Raw genomic sequence first — 21,221 nt, forward strand, 5'->3', positions numbered from 1 at the left:
CCGCGCGCCTCTTCGCGATCCCGCAGAATGGATCGCAGGTAGGTGCGCCCTGGAACCCGATCGGGCGCGGACGTCGACGCGGCCCCCTGGTCCGCTCCGCCCGCGCTACGTAGGGACAGCCGACGGGTCGTTGTGGACGACAAGTACGGACGGCGCACTCGTGAGACGGCGTAGGAGAGAACGAGACCTGTGAGTGCTGCGACGACGCGAAGCCGTACCCCCGACCGCCTGTGCGTCGAGGCGGTAGCCCTCGCCCGGGCGGCGGCCGAAGAGGCCGCCTACCCCGGAGTGGTGGGCGAGCACACCGCCGCCGTCTCCGAGGGTGACCGGGTCGTCACGCACTTCTTCGAGTGCAAGGACCCCGCCTACCGCGGCTGGCGCTGGGCCGTGACGGTGACGCGTGCGTCCCGGGCCAAGAACGTCACCCTCGACGAAACGGTGCTGCTGCCGGGCGACGACGCCCTGCTGGCACCCGAGTGGGTGCCGTGGAGCGAGCGGCTGCGGCCGGGCGACATGGGGCCGGGCGACCTGCTCCCCACGGACGCCGAGGACCTGCGGCTGGAGGCCGGCTGGTCGGGCGAGGACGCCCCGCCGCCGAACTCGGTCGTGTCCAGCGAGATGGCCGAGCTGGTCGAGGCGGAGGACGCCGACGTCACCGACCGCGCCGTGGTGCCCGTACGCGGCTCCATCACCTCGGTGGCGGAGGAGCTGGGCATGCGCCGGGCGCGGGTGCTCTCGCGCTACGGGCTGCACACCGCGGCCGACCGCTGGGACGAGTCCTTCGGCGCGAAGACCCCGATGGCGCAGGCGGCCCCGGCCTCGTGCGTCTCCTGCGGCTTCCTCGTCGCCATCGGCGGCTCGCTGGGCCAGGCCTTCGGCATCTGCGCCAACGAGTTCGGACCGGCGGACGGCCGGCTGGTCTCCCTGTCCTACGGCTGCGGCGGCCACTCGGAGGCCGCGGTCATGCCGGCGCCGCCGCGACCGGCGCCGCCCGTCCTGGACTCGATGGCCTCGGACGAGTTCCACCTGCGCCCCTCCGCCGACTCCGGCTCGGTCCTCACCACGGACCCCCTGGCCCCGGACCTCGGCCACTCCTGACACCGGGAACGGCGCGGTCCCGGCCCGGTCGGGCGGGGACCGCGCCGTTCTGCTCCCCGCGCCGCGCGGTGACCGCCGGAGCCGGCCCCGCCCTTGTCGAAGTGGGCCACTACCGCGCCGGGTTGGGCCAGTACAGTGACCGCACTATGCGTATTCTCGTGACCGGTGGCGCCGGTTTCATAGGCTCGCAGTTCGTACGCTCCGCCCTCTCGGCAGACCCTGCCGCCACGATCACGGTCTTCGACAAGCTGACCTACTCGGGCGTCGAGGAGAACCTCGCGCCCGTGGCGGGCCACCCCGGTTACGCCTTCGTCCGCGGTGACATCTGCGACGTCGACGCCGTCGACCAGGTCATGGCCGGCCACGACGCGGTGGTGCACTTCGCCGCCGAGTCCCACGTGGACCGTTCCATCGCCGGTGCGGGCCCCTTCGTGACGACCAACGTCGTGGGCACGCAGGTGCTGCTGGACGCCGCACGCAAGCACGGCGTCGGCCGCTTCGTCCACGTCTCCACCGACGAGGTGTACGGCTCGATCAGCGAGGGCTCCTGGACCGAGGAGTGGCCGCTCGCGCCGAACTCCCCGTACTCCGCCTCCAAGGCGGGCTCCGACCTGCTGGCGCTGGCCTACCACCGCACCCACGGCATGGACGTCGTGGTGACGCGCTGCTCCAACAACTACGGGCCGTACCAGTTCCCCGAGAAGGTCATCCCGCTCTTCACCACCAACCTGATCGACGGCAAGAAGGTCCCGCTCTACGGCACGGGCGGCAACATCCGCGACTGGCTGCACGTCGCGGACCACTGCCGCGGCATCGAGCTGGCGCTGCACAAGGGCCGCGCCGGTCACGTCTACAACATCGGCGGCGGCGTCGAGCTCACCAACAAGGAGCTCACCGGCCTGCTGCTGGACGCCGCCGGCGTCGGCTGGGACATGGTCGAGCCGGTGGAGGACCGCAAGGGCCACGACCTGCGCTACTCCCTCGACATCACCAAGATCGGCGAGGAGCTCGGCTACGCACCGCAGGTCGGCTTCGAGGAGGGCCTGGCCTCGACGATCGCCTGGTACCGGGAGAACCGCGCCTGGTGGGAGCCGCTCAAGGCGAAGGCCGCCCGGCAGGCCTGAGCACTCCGGACACGGAGCCGGACGCAGAGCCGGACACGGAGCCGGACGCAGAGCCCGACGCAGAGCCACCCGGGAGCGACCCGGGAGCCCGCCGGGATTCGCCCCGGGAGGGCCTCGCCCGGTTGGGTGACCTGGGGTGTGGGCGCCCGCCCGGCGTGATCCGCTGGGCGGGATGAAGACCTTCGCGCGCCCCGAAACCCACACCGGCCAGGCGGCCCCCACGCGCACCCGCCTGTCCTGGGTGGACTTCGCCGTGGCCGCCGCCTTCCTGGTGCTCGGGTACGCGATCCTCCAAGTCGGCAAGGGCACCACGGTCAACTTCGACCCCGCCGACGTCCCCGACGTGGACACGGACCCCTCGAAGCTCCCGTACTACGCCGCCCGCAGCGTCCTGCGGATGTTCATCGCGCTGATCGCCTCCGTGGTCTTCACCTTCGGCTACGCCTACGCCGCCGCCCGCAGCCGCCGCTTGGAACGGGTGCTGATCCCGGCCCTGGACATCCTCCAGTCCGTCCCCGTCCTCGGCTTCCTCTCCGTCCTCGTCACCTTCTTCGTCGCGCTCTTCCCCGGCTCGCTCCTCGGCCTCGAATGCGCCGTCATCTTCGCCATCTTCACCTCGCAGGCCTGGAACATGACCTTCGGGTTCTACGCCACCCTGACCTCCCTGCCGCGCGAACTCGACGAGGTCTCCCGCTCGTTCGGCTTCACCCGCTGGATGCGCTTCTGGCGCGTGGAGGTCCCGGCCGGGGTCATCGACCTGGTGTGGAACGGCATGATGAGCTTCGCCGGCGGCTGGTTCATGCTCGTGGCCTCCGAAGCGGTCTCCGTCTCCGGGCAGGAGTACGCCGTCCCCGGCCTCGGCTCCTACGCGGGCACCGCGATCGGCGAGGGGGACCTCGGGAAGGTCGGCTGGGTCATCCTCGCGATGACCGTCACCATCGTCACCGTCAACTTCCTCTTCTGGCGGCCCCTCACCGCCTGGGCGGAGAAGTACAAGAACGAGCAGTCGGAGTCCACCGACGTCCAGCGCAGCTACGTACTGGACTTCCTGCGCCGCTCCCACTGGCCCCGCCTGCTCGGCCGCGCCACCGCCCCCGCCCGTGATGCCACCGGCCGGGCCGCCCGCGTACTGGGCCGCGACGACATGGCGCTGTCCGTGGACCCGGCCCGCCGCCGGACCGGCGACGTGGTCTTCACCGTCATCGCCGGAGCCGTCATCCTGTGGGGCCTGTACGACCTCGTGCGCTACCTCCAGCGCGAGACCGGCCTCGGCGTCTTCGGGGAGCCCCTCGTGCTCGGGCTGATCACCTTCGTCCGGGTGATCGTGCTCGTCGCCGCCGCCACCGTCGTGTGGGTGCCCGTGGGCGTGTGGATCGGCTCCTCGCCCCGGCTCACGAAGATCGCCCAGCCCGTGGTGCAGGTCCTGGCGAGCTTCCCCGCGAACCTGCTCTTCCCCGTGGCCGTCTGGTTCTTCCTCGAGACCGGGCTGAACATCAACATCGGCTGCATCCTGCTGATGGCCCTCGGCGCGCAGTGGTACATCCTCTTCAACGCCATCGCCGGGGCCATGGCCATCCCCTCCGACCTCAAGGAGGCCATGGACGACCTCGGCGTCCGCGGGCTCCAGCGCTGGAAGCGCCTGATCATCCCGGCCGTGTTCCCCTCGTACGTCACCGGAGGCATCACCGCCTCGGGCGGTGCCTGGAACGCCTCCATCGTCGGCGAGGTCGTCACCTTCGCCGGTACGACGCTGTCCGCGACCGGCCTGGGCGCGTACATCTTCCACGCCACCGAGGCCGGGGACTTCCCCCAGCTGATCGCCGGGATCGCCGTCATGAGCATGTACGTCGTCGGGCTCAACCGGCTCTTCTGGCGGCCCCTGTACCGCCTCGCGGAGCGCCGCTACTCCCTCTGAGCCACCGAGTCCGCCCGCCCGACCCGAGGAGCCCGACCCCATGACCACGATCCTCCAGGCCGCCGCCCTCACCAAGTCCTACGCCGGCGCCGACGGGGAGCTGCCCGTGCTCGGCGGCATCGACCTGGAGATCCGCGAGGGCGAGATCGTCGCCCTCCTCGGGAAGTCCGGCAGCGGCAAGTCCACCCTGCTGCGCTGCCTCGCCGGGCTGATCCCCGCCAGCTCCGGCTCGGTCACCTACCGGGGCGAGGAGCTGCGCGGCGCGAACCCCGGCACGGCGATGGTGTTCCAGACCTTCGCGCTGCTGCCCTGGCTGACGGTGCAGCAGAACGTGGAACTGGGCCTGGAGGCCAAGGGCATGGACCGCGAGGCGCGGGCCCGCCAGGCGGTGGAGGCGATCGACCTGATCGGCCTCGACGGCTTCGAGTCGGCCTACCCCAAGGAGCTCAGCGGCGGCATGCGCCAGCGCGTCGGCTTCGCGAGGGCGCTGGTCGTGGAGCCGGACGTCCTCATGATGGACGAGCCGTTCTCCGCCCTGGACGTGCTCACCGCCGAGAACCTGCGCGGCGAGCTGATGGAGCTCTGGGCCTCCGACCGCTTCCCCGCCAAGGCGGTCGTGCTGGTCACCCACAACATCGAGGAGGCGGTGCTGATGGCCGACCGGGTGGTGGTGCTGGGTTCGCGGCCCTACGGAACCATCAAGGAGACCTTCGCGGTGGACCTGGCCCGCCCCCGCGACCGGGCCGGCGCCGACTTCGAGCGGATCGTGGACGCCGTGTACGCGGTGATGACCGGCCGCACCGCCAAGACGCCGGCCGCGGCCCCGCCGGCCAAGCGCACCCCGGCCAACACCCCGCTCCCGGCCGCCAGCGTCGACGGCATGGCGGGCCTCGCCGAGATCGTGCTCCAGCGGGGCACCGGCGACGGCAGCGAGGACCTCGCCGACCTCGCCGACGAACTGGGCCTGGAGGTGGACGACGTACTGCCCCTGGTGGACGGGCTGGAACTGCTGGGCCTGGCCGAGGTACGGGACCTGCACCTGGTACTGACCCCGCGCGGCACCGCCTTCGCGGGGGCCGACGTCCAGGAGTCGAAGAAACTGTTCGCCCAGGGGGCCATGGAAGCCCCGCTGGTCCACCTGATCCACACCACCCTGCAGCGCTCCCGGGGCGGCACCCAGCGGTCCGGCTTCTTCCGCGACCTCCTCTCGCACCACTACACGAGCGAGCAGCTGGAACAGCAACTGGAAACGGCGACGGACTGGGGCCGCTACGGAGAGCTGTACGGCTACCACGCGGACACCGAGCAATACCGCCTGGACGAGGACCCGTCCCGGGGGTAGCCCCTCCAGCCGCCCGGCCCAACCCAGCCCGTCCGGCGTGTGAGGACCGGGTCCGGGCAGCGCCCGGGGAACGGTGGAAGGGCGGGTAGGGGACTCCGCCCCGCAGGGCCCACGCACCCGCACCCGCGACCGAACCCGGACCCCGACCCGACCCGGAGGGTCAGCCCTTGGGCCGGCGCCGCAGGAGCCGCTTCGCGGCCAGCGTCAGGGTGACGGCCGCCACCAGAACGAGCGCGCCCTTGGTGAAGCTCCCCCCCTCGGGCGCGGCGGGCGGCGCACCCGGAGAAGGAGCGGGAGCCCCGGATCCGGAGGCCGAAGGCGACGGCTTCGCGCCGGAGGCGACCGGCACGGCAACGACCCGACTGTTCGCCCCCTCCGCCCCGAACAACAGCGCGGACCCGTCCGCCGCATACGTCACGGACTCCGCCTGCCCCTGCCAAGGCGCGGCCACCGCCTCCCCGTCCCCCGCCGGCCTCCCGTCCTTCCACGGGTACGTCCGCGCCCACAGGTACCCCCGCAGCGCGAGCCGCCCCCCGTCCGGGGAGAACGCCCCGTCCGTGACCCACGGGACGTCCCCGATCCGCCGGAAGGTGTTCGTGCCGGAGGCGGTCAGGGCCTCCGGGCCCTCGTACAGCCCGCCGGCCTTCTCGTCCTTGCTCGCGATGTACACCCGCCCCGTCACCGGGTGCACCATCAGCGCCTCCGCGTTCCGGGGCCCGTCGGCGTACTTCACCGTGAACTGCTCGGCCTTGAGCGTGGCGTCCCGAAGCGTCTTCGGTTCGGCGAACCGGTAGATCCACACGTGGTTCCAGGAGCCGCCCAGGTTGTCCCCGATGTCGCCGACGTACAGCCGCCCGTCCGGGCCCAGCGAGATCCCCTCGATGTCCCGGGGCTTGCCGATGCCGGTCAGGGTGATCCGCGCGACCGTCTTGCCGGTCGCCGAGTCCACGGCGTACACGTAGGGGCCGTCGTCGCTGTCGTTGTGCGTCCAGTAGACGCCGGGGTGGATCCGGCTGGCCGCGAGCCCGCTCGACTCCTTGATCCGCGGGTCGGTGATCGTGAACCCGGACGCGGCGGACCCGGACGCGGCGGCGGCCGAGGGCAGCAGGGCGACAACGGCAACAGCGGTGGCGGCGGTCAGGCTGAGCAGATGCGGGCGCATCCCCCTACCCTGCCAGCCCGCCCCGCGTGTCCGGCATCACAGGGGCCGCGGCCCGGTGATCCGCGAAGATGACCGGATGCGTTTCATGTTCGTCGGGGACTCCATGACCGTCGGATGCGCCGGCGACTACACCTGGCGCTACCGGATGTGGCAGCACCTCGACGCCACCTTCGGCGGCCCGTACGAGATCGTCGGCCCCCGCGACGGGCTCTACGACGCCCGCGCGGACGCGCCGGCCAGTGACGCCTACGCCGACCCCGGCTTCCCCGCCGAAGCCCGCCGCCACCTGGCCGGCTGGGGCGAGGGCTGGCAGCACATGGCCCCGCTCATCGGGCCCGCCGTCCGCTCCTCGGGTGCCGACGTGCTGCTGGTCTCCCTCGGGCTGATCGACCTGGGCTTCTACACCGCCGCCGAGGGCACCGCCGCCAACGCCCGCCGGTTCATCGCGGAGGCCCGCGCCGCCCGGCCCGGGATACGGATGGTCCTGCTGCCCGTCATACCCAACGTCCGGGCCCGGGACGACGAGCCCTTCGCGCAGCAGGTCGAGCTCTTCAACGAACTGCTCGCCAAGGCGGTCGCCGACCTGTCGACCCCCGCCTCGCCGATCCTGCTGGCCGCGCGCCCGGAGGCGTACGAGCTCGACCGGGACACCTACGACGGCACGCACCCCAACGCCTCCGGCGAGCACCGCCTGGCGGGGGAGTTCGCGGCGGTCCTCCACCAGGCCTGGGGCATCGGCGGCCCGTACCGGCCGCGGCAGGACACGTAACACGCGCTTCACGGGCGGGTGGCCAACTGTTGACTCGCTTATTGGGCATGGTTGATGGTCGGCTTGCTCGTACGGGTGAACGTGGGGCGCTGTCGGCACGCGGTCTTGGCGGAGACGTCAGTGTGGGTGGGGAACGTGAGTGCCTGTGAGGGTTGGCGAGGGGGTGGCTGGTGGCGCGTGCTGGGGTTCGAGGTAAGCGTGTACTCCGGTCGCTGTCCGCCCCGTTCACTGTGTCTGCTCCTGCGGGTGCGCGTATCCGGGATCGTCTGCACCTGTCCGCCCGCGATGCCGAGGCGTTGCGGATGGTCGGTGAACATCTGGGCCGGCATGCCCGTGCTGATCTCGCTGAGCGTGTCCGCATCGGCAGGGTGCCGGTGAAGGCGAACAGGCGGGCGGAGCGTAAACGTGCTCTGACGAGGGTGTCGTCGTCCCGGTGGGCGGGGGCGATCACGCGGGCGTCGGAGGATCAGTACCAGTTGTCCCTGCGGTGCCTGTTCGACGTTCGGACCTCGCTGCGCCGGGCCATCGCGAAGATCCGCAAGCGTCTGGCTGTTCCCTGCGGTCAGCGTGTGGGCGGTGTCAGCGGTTATCCAAGCCAGGCGGAGCGGGCACAGAAGCGACGCCGGTTGCAGGTACGCACCGCGCGCCTGGTGGAGGTGGAGCGGCGGATCGAGGCCGGGCATCCGGCGATCACCATCGGCGGCCGCCGTCTCGCCAAGACCCGGCACAACCTCGCCGACGCCGGTCTCACCGAGGCCCAGTGGCGGGAGCGGTGGGACGCGCAGCGCATGTTCCTGACCGCCGACGGCGAGTCCGGGGCGCCGCACGGGAATTACACGATCACCGTCGACCCGGCTGACGGCACGATCGTGGTCGTCCTGCCCGAACCACTCAGGCACCTCGCCAACGCACCGCGCGGCCGGTACCGGCTGGCCTGCACCGTCGCCTTCAACCACCGCCGTGAGGAGTGGCTGGACCGGGTCACCGCCAACCGTTCGGTGCGCTACGACATCGTTCAAGATCCCGAACGCGGTCGCTGGTACCTCGACGCCTCCTGGTCGACCCCTGCAGCGCCTCTCCCGACACCTGCCGAGCTGACAGCATCCGGTGCCCGGTTGCTGACCGTGGACCTCAACGCCGGCCACCTCGCCGCCTGCGTCGTAGACCCCCACGGCAACCCCGTCGGCCAGCCGATCACCGTACCCACCGAGCTGACCGGACCTACATCCCAGCGTGACGGACGCCTCCGCCAGGCGATCAGTGAACTCATCCGCCTCGCCCGCCAGCACGGCTGCGCTGGTCTGGCGATCGAGAACCTCGGCTTCGCCGACGCCCGTGCCACCGGCCGCGAGACGATGGGCCGGGGAAAGCGTGGCAAGGCGTTCCGCCGCACCGTCGCAGGCCTGCCCACCGGGCGCTTCCGCGACCGTCTGGTCGGCATGGCGCACCACGCCGGACTCATCGTGATCGCGGTCGACCCCGCCTACACCAGTCGCTGGGGCGCCCAGCACTGGAAGCAGCCGCTCCAGCAGCAATCCAAGACCACGCTCGTCACCGGCCACCACGCGGCCGCAGTGGCGATCGGCAGACGCGCCCTCGGACACGGGATCCGGCGTCGGCCAGGTGTGACCGCACACGACCAGAGGATCGTCGCGCGGAGAGCTACCGGCCAGACCGTCACCGTACCGAGGGCACGAGGGAACACGAGCCCGCCAAGGACCACAGGCACACCCCACCCGGGTGACAAGACCTGCCGGGACCGAAGCGACCAGCTCGCGCTGTTCCCCGTCTCCCAAAACCGTTCGGGGAGACAACCGGCCAGCCCGGTTTACAGCGACTCAGCCAACAGCGGCCGACATCGCTAGGAACGGTCTTGCTTCGAGCGCACTCCAGGCAGTTGGCTAGTGGCCCATGGAGTACACGCAGCTCGGACGCACCGGTCTCAAGGTCAGCCGACTTGTCCTCGGCACCATGAACTTCGGCCCCCAGACTGGAGAGCCGGAGAGCCACGCCCTCATGGACACGGCCCTCGACGCCGGCATCAACTATTTCGACACCGCCAACGTCTATGGCTGGGGCGAGAACAAGGGCCGTACCGAGGAGATCATCGGTACCTGGTTCGGCCAGGGCGGCGGCCGTCGCGAGAAGACGGTCCTCGCCACCAAGGTCTACGGGAGCATGGCCGCGGAGGGCGACCCGTGGCCCAACTACGACCGCCTGTCGGCGCTGAACATCCGGCGGGCCGTCGACGCCAGCCTCAAGCGCCTGAACACCGACTACATCGACATCTACCAGTTCCACCACGTGGACCGGCTGACGCCCTTCGAGGAGATCTGGCAGGCCGTCGAGGTCCTGATCCAGCAGGGCAAGGTCCTCTACGCCGGCTCCTCGAACTTCCCCGGCTGGAAGATCGCCCAGGCCAACGAGGCCGCGGCCCGTTCGGGGCGGCTCGGCCTGGTCAGCGAGCAGTGCCTCTACAACCTCGCCGAGCGGCGGGCGGAGCTGGAGATCATCCCGGCGGCCGAGGCGTACGGGCTCGGCGTCATCCCGTGGTCCCCGCTGCACGGCGGGCTGCTGGGCGGGGCCATCCGCAAGGCGTCGGAGTCCGGGCGGACCGCGACCGGCCGCTCGGCGGACGCGCTCGCGAACAGTTCCGTACGGGCGCAGGTGCAGGCGTACGAGGACCTGCTGGACAAGCACGGACTGGAGCCCGGCGAGGTCGCCCTGGCCTGGCTGCTGACGCGTCCCGGGGTCACCGGCCCGATCGTCGGGCCGCGTACGCCGGAGCAGCTCGCGTCCGCGCTGCGTGCGGTGGAGCTGGAGCTGTCGCCGGAGGTGCTGGCCGGGCTGGACGAGGTCTTCCCGGGGCCGGGCCCGGCTCCGGAGGCGTTCGCCTGGTAGGCGGCGCGCTACGGGGCGGTGGGCCTACGGGCGGTGGGCCTACGGGGTCACGGGCCTACTGGCCCACCGCGGCGGCCACCGCCACCACGACGAACATCAACACGAGCACACCGGCCATGACGCGGTTTCTGGTCTTGGGATCCACCCGTCGAGCCTAACGCGACCGGGCCCGCCCTTCGGACGGAGGGGCGGGCTCTCCCAGTTCCCAGGAGCCGACGACCTCGTAGCGGGGCTGCTCGCCGGGGACGCCGGAGTCGGGCAGGTTGCTGCGGACCAGGCTGAGCTCGCCGACCTGCCAGGCGGTGCCCTCGAAGGAGGCCAGGGCCGTGCTGTAGGGGCGGACGTCGTGCCGCTCGTCGCGGAGCCGGCCGAGGGTGAGGTGGGGGGTGTAGCGGTGGTGCTGGTCCATGGGCACGCCGGAGCGCCGGGCGGCGGCGTCGGCGCGCTCGGCGAGCATGCGCAGGGAGTCGAGGTCACCGGCGGCGCCGGCCCACAGGGAGCGGTGGCCGAAGTGGCCGGAGCCGTGGATCCGGAGCGGGAAGGGCTCGGTACGGGCGGCGGCGCGGGCGAGCCGGGTGTGCAGTTCGGGGAGGACCTCCTCCCGCACCTCGCCCATGAAGGCGAGCGTGAAGTGCCAGCCCGCTTCCGCGGTCCAGCGCAGATGGTCGTCGCGCAGGTCGCGTACGGCCCCGGCCAGTTCCGAGATGGCCGCCTCGGGCGGGATGACGGCTGCGAACAGTCTCATGGTGCCGAGCCTAGTGGCGGCTGTCCGGTGCGGCGCCGTTGCCGGGGGCCGGCCCCCGGACCCCCGCTCCTCGAACGGCGGAGCGGCTGGATTTGGCGGGCACCGGCCTGCACGTGAAGGCCGGCGGGGCTGGAAGATCCAGCCCCGCCGGCGTTCGAGGCGCGGGGTCCGGGGCGGAGCCCCGGGAAGCCGGGCCGCACGGGCCCTTCACGCCTCGAGCCCGGGAGGCGCTACGCCGCCGTCGCCAGCTGGCGGCGGCGGTCCGAGGGGACGAACGTCACGCCGTGGCGGTTCACGCTGAGGCGGAGGTTGCCGACGCGGGAGAGGACCAGGCCGATCGTGACGGCTGCGGCCAGGGAGACCACTCCGCCCGCGGCCATGCCGATCCGTGCGCCGTAGGTGTCCGTGACCCAGCCGACCAGCGGGGCCCCGATCGGGGTGCCGCCGGTGAAGACCATCATGAACAGGGCCATCACCCGGCCCCGCATCTCGGGGTCGGTGGCCATCTGGACGCTGGAGTTCGCGGTGACGTTCACCGTCAGGCCGAAGACGCCGATCGGGACGAGGAGCGCCGCGAACAGCCAGAAGCCCGGTGCGAAGGCCGTCACCAGCAGGAGGACGGAGAAGAGCACCGCCGCCGCGACCAGCAGCCGCAGGCGCGAGAGGCCGCGCCGGGCCGCCAGCAGCGCACCCACCAGGGAGCCCGCCGCGATCAGGGTGTTGAAGAGCCCGTACGTGCCCGCGTCGCCGTGGAAGACCTTGCTGACGAAGGCGGACAGCCAGATCGGGAAGTTGAAGCCGAAGGTGCCGATGAAGCCGACGAGCACGATCGGCCAGATCAGCTCGGGCCGCCCGGCGACGTAGCGCAGGCCTTCCCGGAGCTGCCCCTTCGCGCGGGGCTGGACCTCGACCTGGTGCAGTTCCCGGGTCCGCATCAGCATCAGGGCCGCGATCGGCGCCGCGAAGGACAGGCCGTTGAGCAGGAAGGCCCAGCCGGAGCCGACGGCGGTGATGAGGACGCCGGCGATGGCGGGGCCGACCAGTCGCGCGGACTGGAAGTTGGCCGAATTCAGGCTGACCGCGTTGGCCACCTGGTCCTTGCCGACCATCTCGGAGACGAAGGTCTGCCGGGCCGGGTTGTCGACGACGGTGACCAGGCCCAGGAGGAAGGCGGCGAGGTAGACGTGCCAGACGTTGACGTGGCCGGCGAGGGTGAGGACACCGAGCGCGAGGCCGGTGAGGCCCATGGCCGTCTGGGTGCAGAGCAGCAGCGGCCGCTTGGGGAGCCGGTCGGCGAGTACGCCTCCGTAGAGCCCGAACAGCATCATCGGCAGGAACTGCAGCGCGATGGTGATGCCGACCGCGGAGGCGGATCCGGTCAGTGACAGGACCAGCCAGTCCTGTGCGATGCGCTGCATCCAGGTGCCGGTGTTCGAGACGACCTGGCCCGTGGCGAAGAGCCGGTAGTTCCGGATCTTCAGCGAGCTGAACATCGAGTTCTTCGCGTTCTTGGTGCCCGGCGTGCGTGTAGTGGTGGGTGTGTGGCCGGGGGCGGAGTCTGCTCCGGGTCCCGTACTCAAAAGGGGTCGCCTCCTGGCGTCGTTCCTATAGGTGCGCGAGCTTGTCCAGGACGGGGGCGGCTTCGCGCAGCTTCGCCCATTCGTCCTCGGTCAGCTCGGCCGCGAGCCCGGCGAGGAAGGCGTTGCGCTTGCGGCGGCTCTCTTCGAGCATCGCTTCGGCCTCCTCCGTCTGGCGGACCACCTTCTGGCGGCGGTCGTCGGGGTGTGGTTCCAGCGTGACCAGTCCCTTGGCTTCCAGCAACGCGACGATGCGCGTCATGGACGGCGGCTGCACGTGCTCGCGCCGGGCCAGCTCACCGGGGGTGGCCTGGCCGCAGCGGGCGAGGGTGCCGAGCACCGACATCTCGGTCGGGCTCAGTGATTCGTCGACGCGCTGGTGCTTGAGGCGCCGGCCCAGCCGCATGACGGCGGAGCGGAGGTCGTTCACGGCGGCTGCGTCGTCACCATGGGAAAGGTCATGCATGTATTTAGAGTAACTCATTACTCTTCCTAAGGAACACCACTTATCTGGTGTCACTCGTACGGGTGAGTCGGTTCCGGAAAGTGACACGCGTCCATGCCCTGTGCCCCGACTCTTTCGGCATGGGGACACATGTGCTGAGCATGCGCATAGACGGGGAGCTCCTCGACAGGCTCCGGACTCATGCCGCCAAACGCGGAATGAGCGTCCAGGACTACGTGGTCCGGACGCTCATTCGCGACGATTTCGACGAACGCTTCAAGGCGGCCGTCGACGAGACGGAGAAGTTCTACGGGCTCACCTGAGCCCGGGGCCCGGCTCCGGGGGCCACCGAGGGGCAGGGGCTACGTGAGGCCCAGCGCGGGCATCGCGTAGTAGAAGACGAAGACCGCCGACACGATGTACATGGCCACCGGGACCTCGCGGCCCCGGCCGGTCGCCAGCCGCAGTACGGAGAAGGCCACGAAGCCGATGCCGATGCCGTTGGTGATCGAGTACGTGAACGGCATCATCACCATGGCCAGGAAGGCCGGGACGGCGATCGTGAAGTCGTTCCAGTCGATGTCCCTGACCGAGCCGGCCATGATCAGGAAGCCGACCGCGACGAGGGCGGGCGTGGCCGCCTGCGAGGGGACCATTGTGGCGAGCGGCGTGAGGAACAGCGACACGGTGAAGAGGCCGCCGGTCACGATGTTCGCCAGGCCCGTCCTGGCTCCCTCGCCGACGCCCGCCGTGGACTCCACGAAGCAGGTGGTGGCCGAGGAGGAGGAGGCGCCGCCCGCGGCGACGGCCATGCCGTCGACGAACAGGACCCGGTTGATGCCGGGGAAGGAGCCGTCCGGCTTCGTCAGCTTCGCCTCGTCGCCGACGCCGAGGATGGTGCCCATCGCGTCGAAGAAGCAGGACAGCAGCACGGTGAAGACGAACAGGATGCCCGTGAGCATGCCGACCTTGCCGAAGCCGCCGAACAGGCTGACCTGACCGATGAGGCCGAAGTCGGGCGCGGCCACCGGGTTGCCCGGCCACTCCGGGACCGTCAGGCCCCAGGCGGCGTCCGGGAGCTTGGTGATCAGCTGGATCACCAGGGCGGCGACGGTCATGGCCACGATGGAGATCAGGATCGCGCCGGGGGTCTTGCGGATGATCAGGGTGAGCGTCAGCAGGACGCCGACCACGAAGATCAGGACGGGCCAGCCGTGCAGGTGGCCGTTGCTGCCGAGCTGGATCGGGACCGTGGTGTGCGCGAGGTCCGGGATGCGGGTGACGAAGCCCGAGTCGACCAGGCCGATCAGCAGGATGAACAGGCCGATGCCGATCGCGATGCCCTTGCGCAGGCCGAGCGGCACCGCGTTCATGACCCGCTCGCGCAGGCCGGTGGCGACCAGCAGCATCACCACGAAGCCCGCCAGGACCACCATGCCCATGGCGTCGGGCCAGCTCATGCGCGGGGCGAGCTGGAGGGCGACCACGGTGTTGACGCCGAGGCCGGCCGCCAGCGCGATCGGGACGTTGCCGATCACGCCCATCAGGAGGGTGGTGAAGGCGGCGGTCAGCACGGTGGCGGTGACCAGCTGGCCGCCGTCGAGCTGGTTGCCGTACATGTCCTTCGCGCTGCCCAGGATGATCGGGTTCAGCACGATGATGTAGGCCATCGCGAAGAAGGTGGCGAAACCGCCGCGGACCTCGCGGCCGATGGTCGAGCCGCGCTCGGAGATCTTGAAGTAGCGGTCCACAGGGGCCGACGTGCTCATGGGGGTCCTGGTCCTCAGTGGTGGTTTCATACGGCGAAAACGGGCCAAGCTCAAACCGTTTCAGTATGAACACATGAACGAAGAGGCGTCTATCTCCGCGCGTAGACCTTCCGCCGACCGGCCTAGACTTGGCCACATGGCGAAATGGACTGCGCAGCACGAGGCCCCCGAGCCCCTTGAGGGGCCGATCGTCGGCACCGTCGCAGGCGGCACGATCATCTGGTTCGCCCTCTTCCTCTTCCAGCTCCCCTTCTACGGGTGGTTCGCCGACCGGGGCATGCTGTGGTGGGTCTGGACCTGCGCGGTCGGCGGGGTCCTCGGCCTGATCGGCCTCTGGTACGTCCGCGGCCGCGATGCCGCGCTGAAGCGGCACGCGGCTGAGCTGGCCGCTCTGAACGAAGACACCCAGGCGGGCCCGTCCCCCCAGGCGGGCTAGCCCCCCTTGTTGCCCCGCGCGTGACGGGCGGCGTCGGCCAAAATCAGCCCCGCCGGCGTTTGAGGCGCGGGGGGCCGGGGGCGGAGCCCCCTGGAAGCGGCGCCGCACGTGCCCGGCGCGCCGCACCGGGTCGGGTGAAGGGGCTACCAGCGGAGGATTCGACTCATCCCGAAGTCGGATCTTCCGACTTTTCGGCGGGTGAACCGTTGGATCCCCCTTTACCGTCGAAACCATGACGCAGCGGGCAGGGATCGAACCAGACGGACCGGAGCAGGGCGGCGGCAGCGCCGCCCCCGCCGGGACCGCCATCGACGCGGGGGCCGAGCTCGATCCCGTACACCCGGTCCAGCCACCCGCACCCCGGTTCAAGCCGGCCGGGCTGACCACCGCCGAAGTCGCCGAGCGCGTCGCCCGCGGAGCCGTCAACGACGTCCCCGTCCGCAGCAGCCGCTCCACGTCCGAGATCGTCCGCGCCAACGTCTTCACCCGCTTCAACGCCATCATCGGCGTCCTGTGGGTGGTCATGTTCTTCGTCGCCCCGATCCAGGACAGCCTCTTCGGCTTCGTGATCATCGCGAACACCGGCATCGGCATCATCCAGGAGATGCGCGCCAAGAAGACCCTGGACAGCCTCGCCGTCATCGGCGAAGCCAAACCCAGCGTCCGCCGCGACGCCCGCACCGCCGAGATCTCCACCTCCGAGATCGTCCTCGACGACGTCATCGAGCTCGGCCCCGGCGACAAGGTCGTCGTCGACGGACTCGTCGGCGAGGCCGACGGCCTGGAGATCGACGAATCCCTCCTCACCGGCGAAGCCGACCCCGTCCTGAAGAAGCCCGGCGACCCCGTCATGTCGGGCTCGTTCGTCGTCGCCGGCGGCGGCGCCTTCACCGCCACCAAGGTCGGCCGCGAGGCCTACGCCGCCCAGCTCGCCGAAGAGGCCTCCCGGTTCACGCTCGTCCACTCCGAGCTGCGCTCCGGCATCTCCACCATCCTCAAGTACGTCACCTGGATGATGATCCCGACCTCCATCGGCCTGATCATCAGCCAGCTGATCGTCAAGGACAACAACCTCAAGGACGCCATCGCCCGCACCGTCGGCGGCATCGTCCCGATGATCCCCGAAGGCCTCGTACTCCTCACCTCCGTCGCCTTCGCCATCGGCGTCATCCGGCTCGGCCGCAAGCAGTGCCTGGTGCAGGAGCTGCCCGCCATCGAGGGGCTCGCCCGCGTCGACGTGGTCTGCCTCGACAAGACCGGCACCCTCACCGAGGGCGGCATGGACGTCACCGAGTGCCGCCCGCTCGGCGGCGCGGACGCCGCGTACGTCAAGAAGGTCCTCGGCGCGCTCGGCGAGAGCGACCCCCGCCCCAACGCCAGCCTCCAGGCGATCATCGACGCCTACCCCGACAGCGCCGAGTGGCGCTGCACCGAATCGCTGCCCTTCTCCTCCGCCCGCAAGTACAGCGGCGCCAGCTTCAGCGAGGGCGACGGCGAGAACAACACCTGGCTGCTCGGCGCCCCCGACGTGCTGCTCCCGGCCGGGGACCCGGCCCTGGACGAGATCAACGAACTCAACGAACAGGGCCTACGGGTCCTCCTGCTGGGCCGCGCCGCCCGCGAACTCGACGACCCGGCCGTGGCCACCGGGGTCAAGCCGACCGCCCTCATCGTCCTGGAACAGCGGCTGCGCCCCGACGCCGCCGACACCCTGCGCTACTTCGAGGACCAGGACGTCAAGGCCAAGGTCATCTCCGGGGACAACGCCGTCTCGGTCGGCGCGGTCGCCGGCAAGCTGGGTCTGCCCGGCGCCGAGAACACCGTGGACGCGCGGAAGCTCCCCACCGACCAGGGCGCCATGGCCGAGGTGCTCGACCAGAACGCCGTCTTCGGGCGCGTCACCCCGCAGCAGAAGCGCGACATGGTCGCCGCCCTCCAGTCCCGGGGCCACACCGTCGCGATGACCGGCGACGGGGTCAACGACGTGCTCGCGCTCAAGGACGCCGACATCGGCGTCTCGATGGGCTCCGGCTCGGAGGCCACGCGGGCGGTCGCGCAGATCGTCCTGCTCAACAACAGCTTCTCCACCCTGCCCTCGGTGGTGGCCGAGGGCCGCCGGGTTATCGGCAACATCACCCGCGTCGCCACCCTCTTCCTCACGAAGACGGTCTACTCGGTGCTGCTGGCCGTCCTGGTGGTCTGCTCCCAGGTCGAGTACCCGTTCCTGCCGCGCCACCTGACGCTGCTGTCCACGCTGACGATCGGCATCCCCGCCTTCTTCCTGGCCCTGGCGCCCAACAAGGAGCGGGCCAAGCCGCACTTCGTGAAACGCGTGATGCGGTACGCGATCCCGGGCGGGATCATCGCCGCCGTCGCCTGCTTCGTGACGTACGTGGTCGCCCGCCACCACTACACCGGCCCCGACGCCCTCAAGGCCGAGACCAGCGCCGCGACGCTCGCCCTGTTCCTGACCTCGATGTGGGTCCTGGCGATCATCGCCCGCCCCTACACCTGGTGGCGGGTCGGCCTGGTCGGCGCGATGGGCGGGGCGTTCCTGATCGTCCTCGTCGTGCCCTGGCTCCAGGACTTCTTCCAGCTCAAGCTGGAGGGCGCCGTGATGCCGTGGACCGCCGTCGGCATCGCGGCCGGCGCGGCCGTCCTCATCGAGTTCACCTTCCGGTGGGTGGACCGGAGGTTCCCGGCGTAGGACCCGCGGTGGGCGGAGTCGACTCGGGGCGAGGAGATTACCTCCCCTGGGGGATCGACGGGCGATCCATGAGGGCTCCATACTCGAACTATGGGAACGAAAAAGATCACCATCACCTTGCCTGACGAGGTGATCGAGTACATCAAGGGGCATGTGGATCCCCGCGGTGTCTCCGGCTACGTGACGGCCGCGGTGGAACACAAGGTCGCGATGGACAAGCTGACCGGGTTGTCGGAATTCCTGGATGAGGAGTTCGGTCCGCTCACCGAGGAGGAGCTCAGCACCGCAGACGCCCGCCTCGACGCCATGGACGCCTGGCACCTCGAACGCAGACACGAAGGGGAGGCGGGCCCGCTGGAAGGGAAGGCGGCCGCATGAATCCGCGCATCCCTCCCGGTCCCGTCGTCGCTCCGCGGACCCTCGTCCTGGACTGCGAAGCGCTCTCGTTGGCCGTTCGTGGCGACCGAGGCGTGCGGGCCATGATCCGGCGGTCGCCCGATCGCGGGATGAGGGTGGTCACCTCGTCGCTCACGACACTGGAGGCGTGGGACCCTCGGAAGGGCATTCGCCAGCAGACCTGGGAATGGGCCTTGTCGAGCGTGGACATCGTGCATCCGAACGACGAGATCATCGGGGCGGCTCGCTCCCTCCTGAAGGAGGCCGGTCTGCACGGCCACAAGTACGCGATCGACGCCGTGCTCGCGGCAACCGCGTTCGTCGCCTCCCGGCGGGGGGAGCTGGTCAACGTCCTCACCTCCGACGTGGACGACATGAAGCGGCTTCTCGGCGCGCACCCCATCCGCATCGAGCCGGTCTGACCTCCTCAGGCCGCCAGGTCGAGGTCCTGCTCCCGCCGGGCCGCGATGCGCGTGCGCAGGCCCAGGATCGCCACCGCGGCGAGCAGACCGGCGACCAGGGCCCCCCACCACAGGACCGCCGGGCCGACCCCGGTGTAGAGGGCGACGCCCAGGGTGAGGGCGGAGAACCGGGCCATGCCCCAGGTCCAGCTGAAGGCGCCCTGGTAGCGGCCGCGGGCGTCCGCCGGGGCCAGGTCGGCCACCAGCGAGGCCGCGATGCCGGCCACGGCCACCTCGCCGAGCGACCAGACGACCACCGAGACCACGTACCCGGTGACGGAGTCCGCGAGCCCGGTCAGCGCCACCCCGGCGGCGATCAGGGCGCTGCCCGCCGCCTGCACCGGGAGCTGCGGCAGTCCCGACAGCTTGGCCGTCACGAACGGCTGCAGGGCGACCACCAGTACGGCGTTGACCGCGGCCAGGGCCCCGTACACGGCCGGCGAGAGCCCGCTGTCGCGGACGGCCAGCGGCAGCGCCACCTCGGTCAGCGAGTACACGAACAGCTGGATCCCGAGCAGCGGGAGCAGCAGGAGCAGCAGCCGGTCGCGCAGGACGACCCCGTAGCCCAGGCCCGTGGCCTTGGCCGGGGCGGTACGGGCCGGCTCGCGCAGCCGGGTCACGACCACGAGGGCGTAGATGAGCGCGGAACCGGCGTCGACGGCGAAGAGCAGCCAGTAGCCGTGGGCGGCGAGGAAGCCGCCGAGGACGCCTGCGATGGCCGTGCCGATGTTGACGCCCCAGTTGAACAGGGCGTATGCCCGCTGCCGCCAGCCGGTGTCCACCGAGTCGGCCAGCAGGGCGAACGCGGCGGGCGGGACGGTGGCTCCGGCGGTGCTGAGCAGCAGCGCGGACGCGGCCAACGTCCAGAGCCCCGGGGCCAGGAACAGCGCGCCTTGGGCGACGGCGGAACCGACGAGCCCGATCAGCATGGTCGGACGGCGGCCGATCCGGTCGGCGAGCAGCCCGCCGACGGCCGGGCCGAGCAGGTGACCGGCGCCGAGCGCGCCGAGCACGAAGGAGATGTCGGATCCGGTGATGCCCCGGTCGGCGAGGAGGAAGACCAGGAAGGGGGTGACGAGGTAGCCGATCCGGTTGACGATCGAACCGGCGAACAGGGTCCAGACGAGGGGCGGGAGACCGCGGAAGGAGGAGGGCATGGAAGGAGCCTGCGCCGGGACGGCCGCAGGTCCTATTGATTAAGCTGGGGCCGAATCCAACGACGCCGACGCCGATGCCGATGGCTGTGGCTGTGACTACGGGGGCAGGGTCATGGAGTACGAACTGAATTTCTCGGCGGCCGACTTGGCGCAGACCCGCTTCGCGGTGTCGCCGATGTGGGAGGTCGTCACCAGCTTCCGGCTGCTGAAGGACGAGGCGGATCCGCCGCTGCACCGCCGCTGGGCCGCGCAGGTCAGGCCCCGGCTGCTGAGCGCCGGCCTGCACCGGGGCTGGCTCGCCGCCCTGATCCCGGGCGACGGCTACCTCGCCGACTTCCTCAACCCCACCCCGGCCGGCCCCTTCCCGGACCTGGCCGCCGAGCTGGCGGCCATCCGCGCCGCGAGCCCGGACAACGTCCGCTCCGACCTGGCCACGCTCGCCGCGAAGTCCCGTTCGGGGGGCCGCCCGGTGGCGCCACGCCTGCGGCTGCTCCACGAGGAGCCGGAAGCGGTCCTGGGGAAGGTCACCGCCGAGATCGAGGCCTACTGGGAACTCGCCCTCGCGCCCTACTGGCCCCGCATCCGCCAACTCCTCGAAGCCGACGTGTTCCACCGGGCCCGCCAGGTCGCCGAGCACGGCTCGGCCCACGTCCTGAACGAGCTCCACGACACCGTCAGCTGGGACGCCGGAACCCTGCGCATGGTCCGCCGGCAGTGCGCGCTGACCCGGGAGCAGGACGGCTCCGGCCTCCTCCTGGTCCCCTCCGCCTTCGCCTGGCCCCGGGTCCTGACCCGCTCGGTGCCCGGCGAACCGCCCCAACTGGCCTACCCCGCCCGCGGCATCGGCACCCTGTGGGAGCCCCGCGCCACGAAAGCCACCGACGCGGTGGCCGCCGTACTGGGCCGCTCCCGGACCGCCCTGCTCGCCGAACTCGACACCCCCGCCTCCACCACCCAACTGGCAGCCCACACCGGCCTGTCGGCTGCCGCGGTCTCCCAACACCTCACGGCCCTGCGCGACGCGGGCCTGGTCACCGGGCACCGCGCGGGCCGCTCGGTCCTGTACGCCCGAACGGCGGTCGCGGACGCGCTGCTCATGCCGGTGGGGTGAACCGGGCAATTCAGGGCTCCGTCCGGGGGTGCCCCCGTAAATGTGGGTGCGGGGTGATAGTCCTTCTGCAAGATTGCGACCGGTCTACACCAGATTCCCAGGGGGG

General features: G+C 71.1%; 19 protein-coding genes. 13 read left to right on the plus strand and 6 right to left on the minus strand.

All coding sequences use genetic code 11. The features are described 5' to 3' along the window. The first annotated feature begins 189 nt into the window (after nt 1-189). The 4 genes from OG276_RS20425 (at nt 190) to OG276_RS20440 (ending at nt 5,479) form a co-directional block, all read left to right on the plus strand. The gene (locus tag OG276_RS20425; RefSeq protein WP_266907508.1) at nt 190-1,098 is read left to right on the plus strand and encodes a DUF3027 domain-containing protein; all 909 of its coding nucleotides are present in this window, start codon (nt 190-192) and stop codon (nt 1,096-1,098) included. Between the two features lie 146 nt (nt 1,099-1,244). Next, complete coding sequence (gene rfbB / locus OG276_RS20430; RefSeq protein WP_266907510.1) at nt 1,245-2,222, plus strand: dTDP-glucose 4,6-dehydratase; 978 nt, start codon at nt 1,245-1,247, stop codon at nt 2,220-2,222. 172 nt (nt 2,223-2,394) lie between these two features. Continuing rightward, on the plus strand, nt 2,395-4,137 hold the full coding sequence (locus OG276_RS20435; RefSeq protein WP_266907512.1) for an ABC transporter permease subunit: 1,743 nt from the start codon (nt 2,395-2,397) through the stop codon (nt 4,135-4,137). Between the two features lie 40 nt (nt 4,138-4,177). Continuing rightward, nucleotides 4,178-5,479: a nitrate/sulfonate/bicarbonate ABC transporter ATP-binding protein gene (locus OG276_RS20440; RefSeq protein ID WP_266907514.1), complete on the plus strand. Its 1,302-nt coding sequence runs from the start codon at nt 4,178-4,180 to the stop codon at nt 5,477-5,479. 160 nt (nt 5,480-5,639) lie between these two features. On the opposite strand, the gene OG276_RS20445 is transcribed toward OG276_RS20440, so the two are convergent. Continuing rightward, nucleotides 5,640-6,641: a WD40 repeat domain-containing protein gene (locus OG276_RS20445; RefSeq protein WP_266907516.1), complete on the minus strand. Its 1,002-nt coding sequence runs from the start codon at nt 6,639-6,641 to the stop codon at nt 5,640-5,642. Between the two features lie 76 nt (nt 6,642-6,717). Here OG276_RS20445 and OG276_RS20450 point away from each other — a divergent pair, with 76 nt between their 5' ends. The 3 genes from OG276_RS20450 (at nt 6,718) to OG276_RS20460 (ending at nt 10,311) form a co-directional block, all read left to right on the plus strand. After that, nucleotides 6,718-7,410 (plus strand): GDSL-type esterase/lipase family protein, encoded by a 693-nt coding sequence (locus OG276_RS20450; RefSeq protein WP_266907518.1) that lies wholly within the window; start codon nt 6,718-6,720, stop codon nt 7,408-7,410. 302 nt (nt 7,411-7,712) lie between these two features. After that, nucleotides 7,713-9,275 carry a hypothetical protein gene (locus tag OG276_RS20455; protein WP_266907520.1) on the plus strand — a complete coding sequence of 521 codons (1,563 nt, stop codon included), beginning with the start codon at nt 7,713-7,715 and terminating at the stop codon, nt 9,273-9,275. 46 nt (nt 9,276-9,321) lie between these two features. After that, nucleotides 9,322-10,311 carry an aldo/keto reductase gene (locus tag OG276_RS20460; RefSeq protein WP_266907522.1) on the plus strand — a complete coding sequence of 330 codons (990 nt, stop codon included), beginning with the start codon at nt 9,322-9,324 and terminating at the stop codon, nt 10,309-10,311. A gap of 154 nt (nt 10,312-10,465) precedes the next feature. On the opposite strand, the gene thpR is transcribed toward OG276_RS20460, so the two are convergent. The 3 genes from thpR to OG276_RS20475 form a co-directional block, all read right to left on the minus strand. Further along, nucleotides 10,466-11,056, minus strand: coding sequence for an RNA 2',3'-cyclic phosphodiesterase (thpR, locus tag OG276_RS20465; protein WP_266907524.1), 591 nt, complete (start codon nt 11,054-11,056; stop codon nt 10,466-10,468). Between the two features lie 230 nt (nt 11,057-11,286). Next, entirely contained in the window at nt 11,287-12,636 is a 1,350-nt protein-coding gene (locus OG276_RS20470) for an MFS transporter (protein ID WP_266907526.1), read from the minus strand. 25 nt (nt 12,637-12,661) lie between these two features. Continuing rightward, complete coding sequence (locus OG276_RS20475; RefSeq protein ID WP_214954723.1) at nt 12,662-13,099, minus strand: MarR family winged helix-turn-helix transcriptional regulator; 438 nt, start codon at nt 13,097-13,099, stop codon at nt 12,662-12,664. A gap of 119 nt (nt 13,100-13,218) precedes the next feature. Between OG276_RS20475 and OG276_RS20480 the strand changes: the two genes are divergently transcribed. Beyond that, entirely contained in the window at nt 13,219-13,401 is a 183-nt protein-coding gene (locus OG276_RS20480; RefSeq protein ID WP_030156886.1) for a hypothetical protein, read from the plus strand. 39 nt (nt 13,402-13,440) lie between these two features. Here the strand turns inward: OG276_RS20480 and OG276_RS20485 are convergent, their stop codons facing one another. Further along, the gene (locus tag OG276_RS20485; RefSeq protein ID WP_266907530.1) at nt 13,441-14,847 is read right to left on the minus strand and encodes an NCS2 family permease; all 1,407 of its coding nucleotides are present in this window, start codon (nt 14,845-14,847) and stop codon (nt 13,441-13,443) included. A gap of 136 nt (nt 14,848-14,983) precedes the next feature. On the opposite strand from OG276_RS20485, the gene OG276_RS20490 reads away from it, so the two are divergent. The 4 genes from OG276_RS20490 to OG276_RS40830 all read left to right on the plus strand — a co-directional run bounded on the left by OG276_RS20490 (nt 14,984) and on the right by OG276_RS40830 (nt 18,808). Then, entirely contained in the window at nt 14,984-15,283 is a 300-nt protein-coding gene (locus tag OG276_RS20490; protein ID WP_266907532.1) for a DUF2530 domain-containing protein, read from the plus strand. A gap of 232 nt (nt 15,284-15,515) precedes the next feature. Then, a complete protein-coding gene (locus tag OG276_RS20495) occupies nt 15,516-17,990 on the plus strand; it encodes a cation-translocating P-type ATPase (protein ID WP_266907534.1) in 2,475 nt (824 codons plus the stop codon). A 90-nt stretch (nt 17,991-18,080) separates the two neighbouring features. After that, nucleotides 18,081-18,368, plus strand: a complete 288-nt coding sequence (locus tag OG276_RS20500; protein WP_266907536.1) for a hypothetical protein — start codon at nt 18,081-18,083, stop codon at nt 18,366-18,368. Nucleotides 18,369-18,580: 212 nt separating this feature from the next. Further along, on the plus strand, nt 18,581-18,808 hold the full coding sequence (locus OG276_RS40830) for a hypothetical protein (protein WP_323182350.1): 228 nt from the start codon (nt 18,581-18,583) through the stop codon (nt 18,806-18,808). A 5-nt stretch (nt 18,809-18,813) separates the two neighbouring features. Here OG276_RS40830 and OG276_RS20510 read toward each other — a convergent pair whose 3' ends face one another. Next, nucleotides 18,814-20,004, minus strand: coding sequence for an MFS transporter (locus OG276_RS20510; protein WP_266907540.1), 1,191 nt, complete (start codon nt 20,002-20,004; stop codon nt 18,814-18,816). A gap of 112 nt (nt 20,005-20,116) precedes the next feature. Between OG276_RS20510 and OG276_RS20515 the strand changes: the two genes are divergently transcribed. Beyond that, nucleotides 20,117-21,115 (plus strand): DUF5937 family protein, encoded by a 999-nt coding sequence (locus OG276_RS20515; protein WP_266907542.1) that lies wholly within the window; start codon nt 20,117-20,119, stop codon nt 21,113-21,115. The last annotated feature ends 106 nt before the right edge of the window (nt 21,116-21,221 follow it).

This window comes from Streptomyces sp. NBC_00086, assembly GCF_026343255.1.
Taxonomy (GTDB): domain Bacteria; phylum Actinomycetota; class Actinomycetes; order Streptomycetales; family Streptomycetaceae; genus Streptomyces.

What these genes read in the sequence shown, in the direction of transcription:
- rfbB (WP_266907510.1), top strand. Translation starts at nt 1,245, where the DNA reads ATGCGTATTCTCGTGACCGGTGGCGCCGGTTTCATAGGCTCGCAGTTC.
- OG276_RS20435 (WP_266907512.1), top strand. Translation starts at nt 2,395, where the DNA reads ATGAAGACCTTCGCGCGCCCCGAAACCCACACCGGCCAGGCGGCCCCC.
- OG276_RS20440 (WP_266907514.1), top strand. Translation starts at nt 4,178, where the DNA reads ATGACCACGATCCTCCAGGCCGCCGCCCTCACCAAGTCCTACGCCGGC.
- OG276_RS20445 (WP_266907516.1), bottom strand. Translation starts at nt 6,641, where the DNA reads ATGCGCCCGCATCTGCTCAGCCTGACCGCCGCCACCGCTGTTGCCGTT.
- OG276_RS20450 (WP_266907518.1), top strand. Translation starts at nt 6,718, where the DNA reads ATGCGTTTCATGTTCGTCGGGGACTCCATGACCGTCGGATGCGCCGGC.
- OG276_RS20455 (WP_266907520.1), top strand. Translation starts at nt 7,713, where the DNA reads ATGGTCGGTGAACATCTGGGCCGGCATGCCCGTGCTGATCTCGCTGAG.
- OG276_RS20460 (WP_266907522.1), top strand. Translation starts at nt 9,322, where the DNA reads ATGGAGTACACGCAGCTCGGACGCACCGGTCTCAAGGTCAGCCGACTT.
- thpR (WP_266907524.1), bottom strand. Translation starts at nt 11,056, where the DNA reads ATGAGACTGTTCGCAGCCGTCATCCCGCCCGAGGCGGCCATCTCGGAA.
- OG276_RS20475 (WP_214954723.1), bottom strand. Translation starts at nt 13,099, where the DNA reads ATGCATGACCTTTCCCATGGTGACGACGCAGCCGCCGTGAACGACCTC.
- OG276_RS20480 (WP_030156886.1), top strand. Translation starts at nt 13,219, where the DNA reads ATGGGGACACATGTGCTGAGCATGCGCATAGACGGGGAGCTCCTCGAC.
- OG276_RS20485 (WP_266907530.1), bottom strand. Translation starts at nt 14,847, where the DNA reads ATGAGCACGTCGGCCCCTGTGGACCGCTACTTCAAGATCTCCGAGCGC.
- OG276_RS20490 (WP_266907532.1), top strand. Translation starts at nt 14,984, where the DNA reads ATGGCGAAATGGACTGCGCAGCACGAGGCCCCCGAGCCCCTTGAGGGG.
- OG276_RS20495 (WP_266907534.1), top strand. Translation starts at nt 15,516, where the DNA reads ATGACGCAGCGGGCAGGGATCGAACCAGACGGACCGGAGCAGGGCGGC.
- OG276_RS20500 (WP_266907536.1), top strand. Translation starts at nt 18,081, where the DNA reads ATGGGAACGAAAAAGATCACCATCACCTTGCCTGACGAGGTGATCGAG.
- OG276_RS20510 (WP_266907540.1), bottom strand. Translation starts at nt 20,004, where the DNA reads ATGCCCTCCTCCTTCCGCGGTCTCCCGCCCCTCGTCTGGACCCTGTTC.
- OG276_RS20515 (WP_266907542.1), top strand. Translation starts at nt 20,117, where the DNA reads ATGGAGTACGAACTGAATTTCTCGGCGGCCGACTTGGCGCAGACCCGC.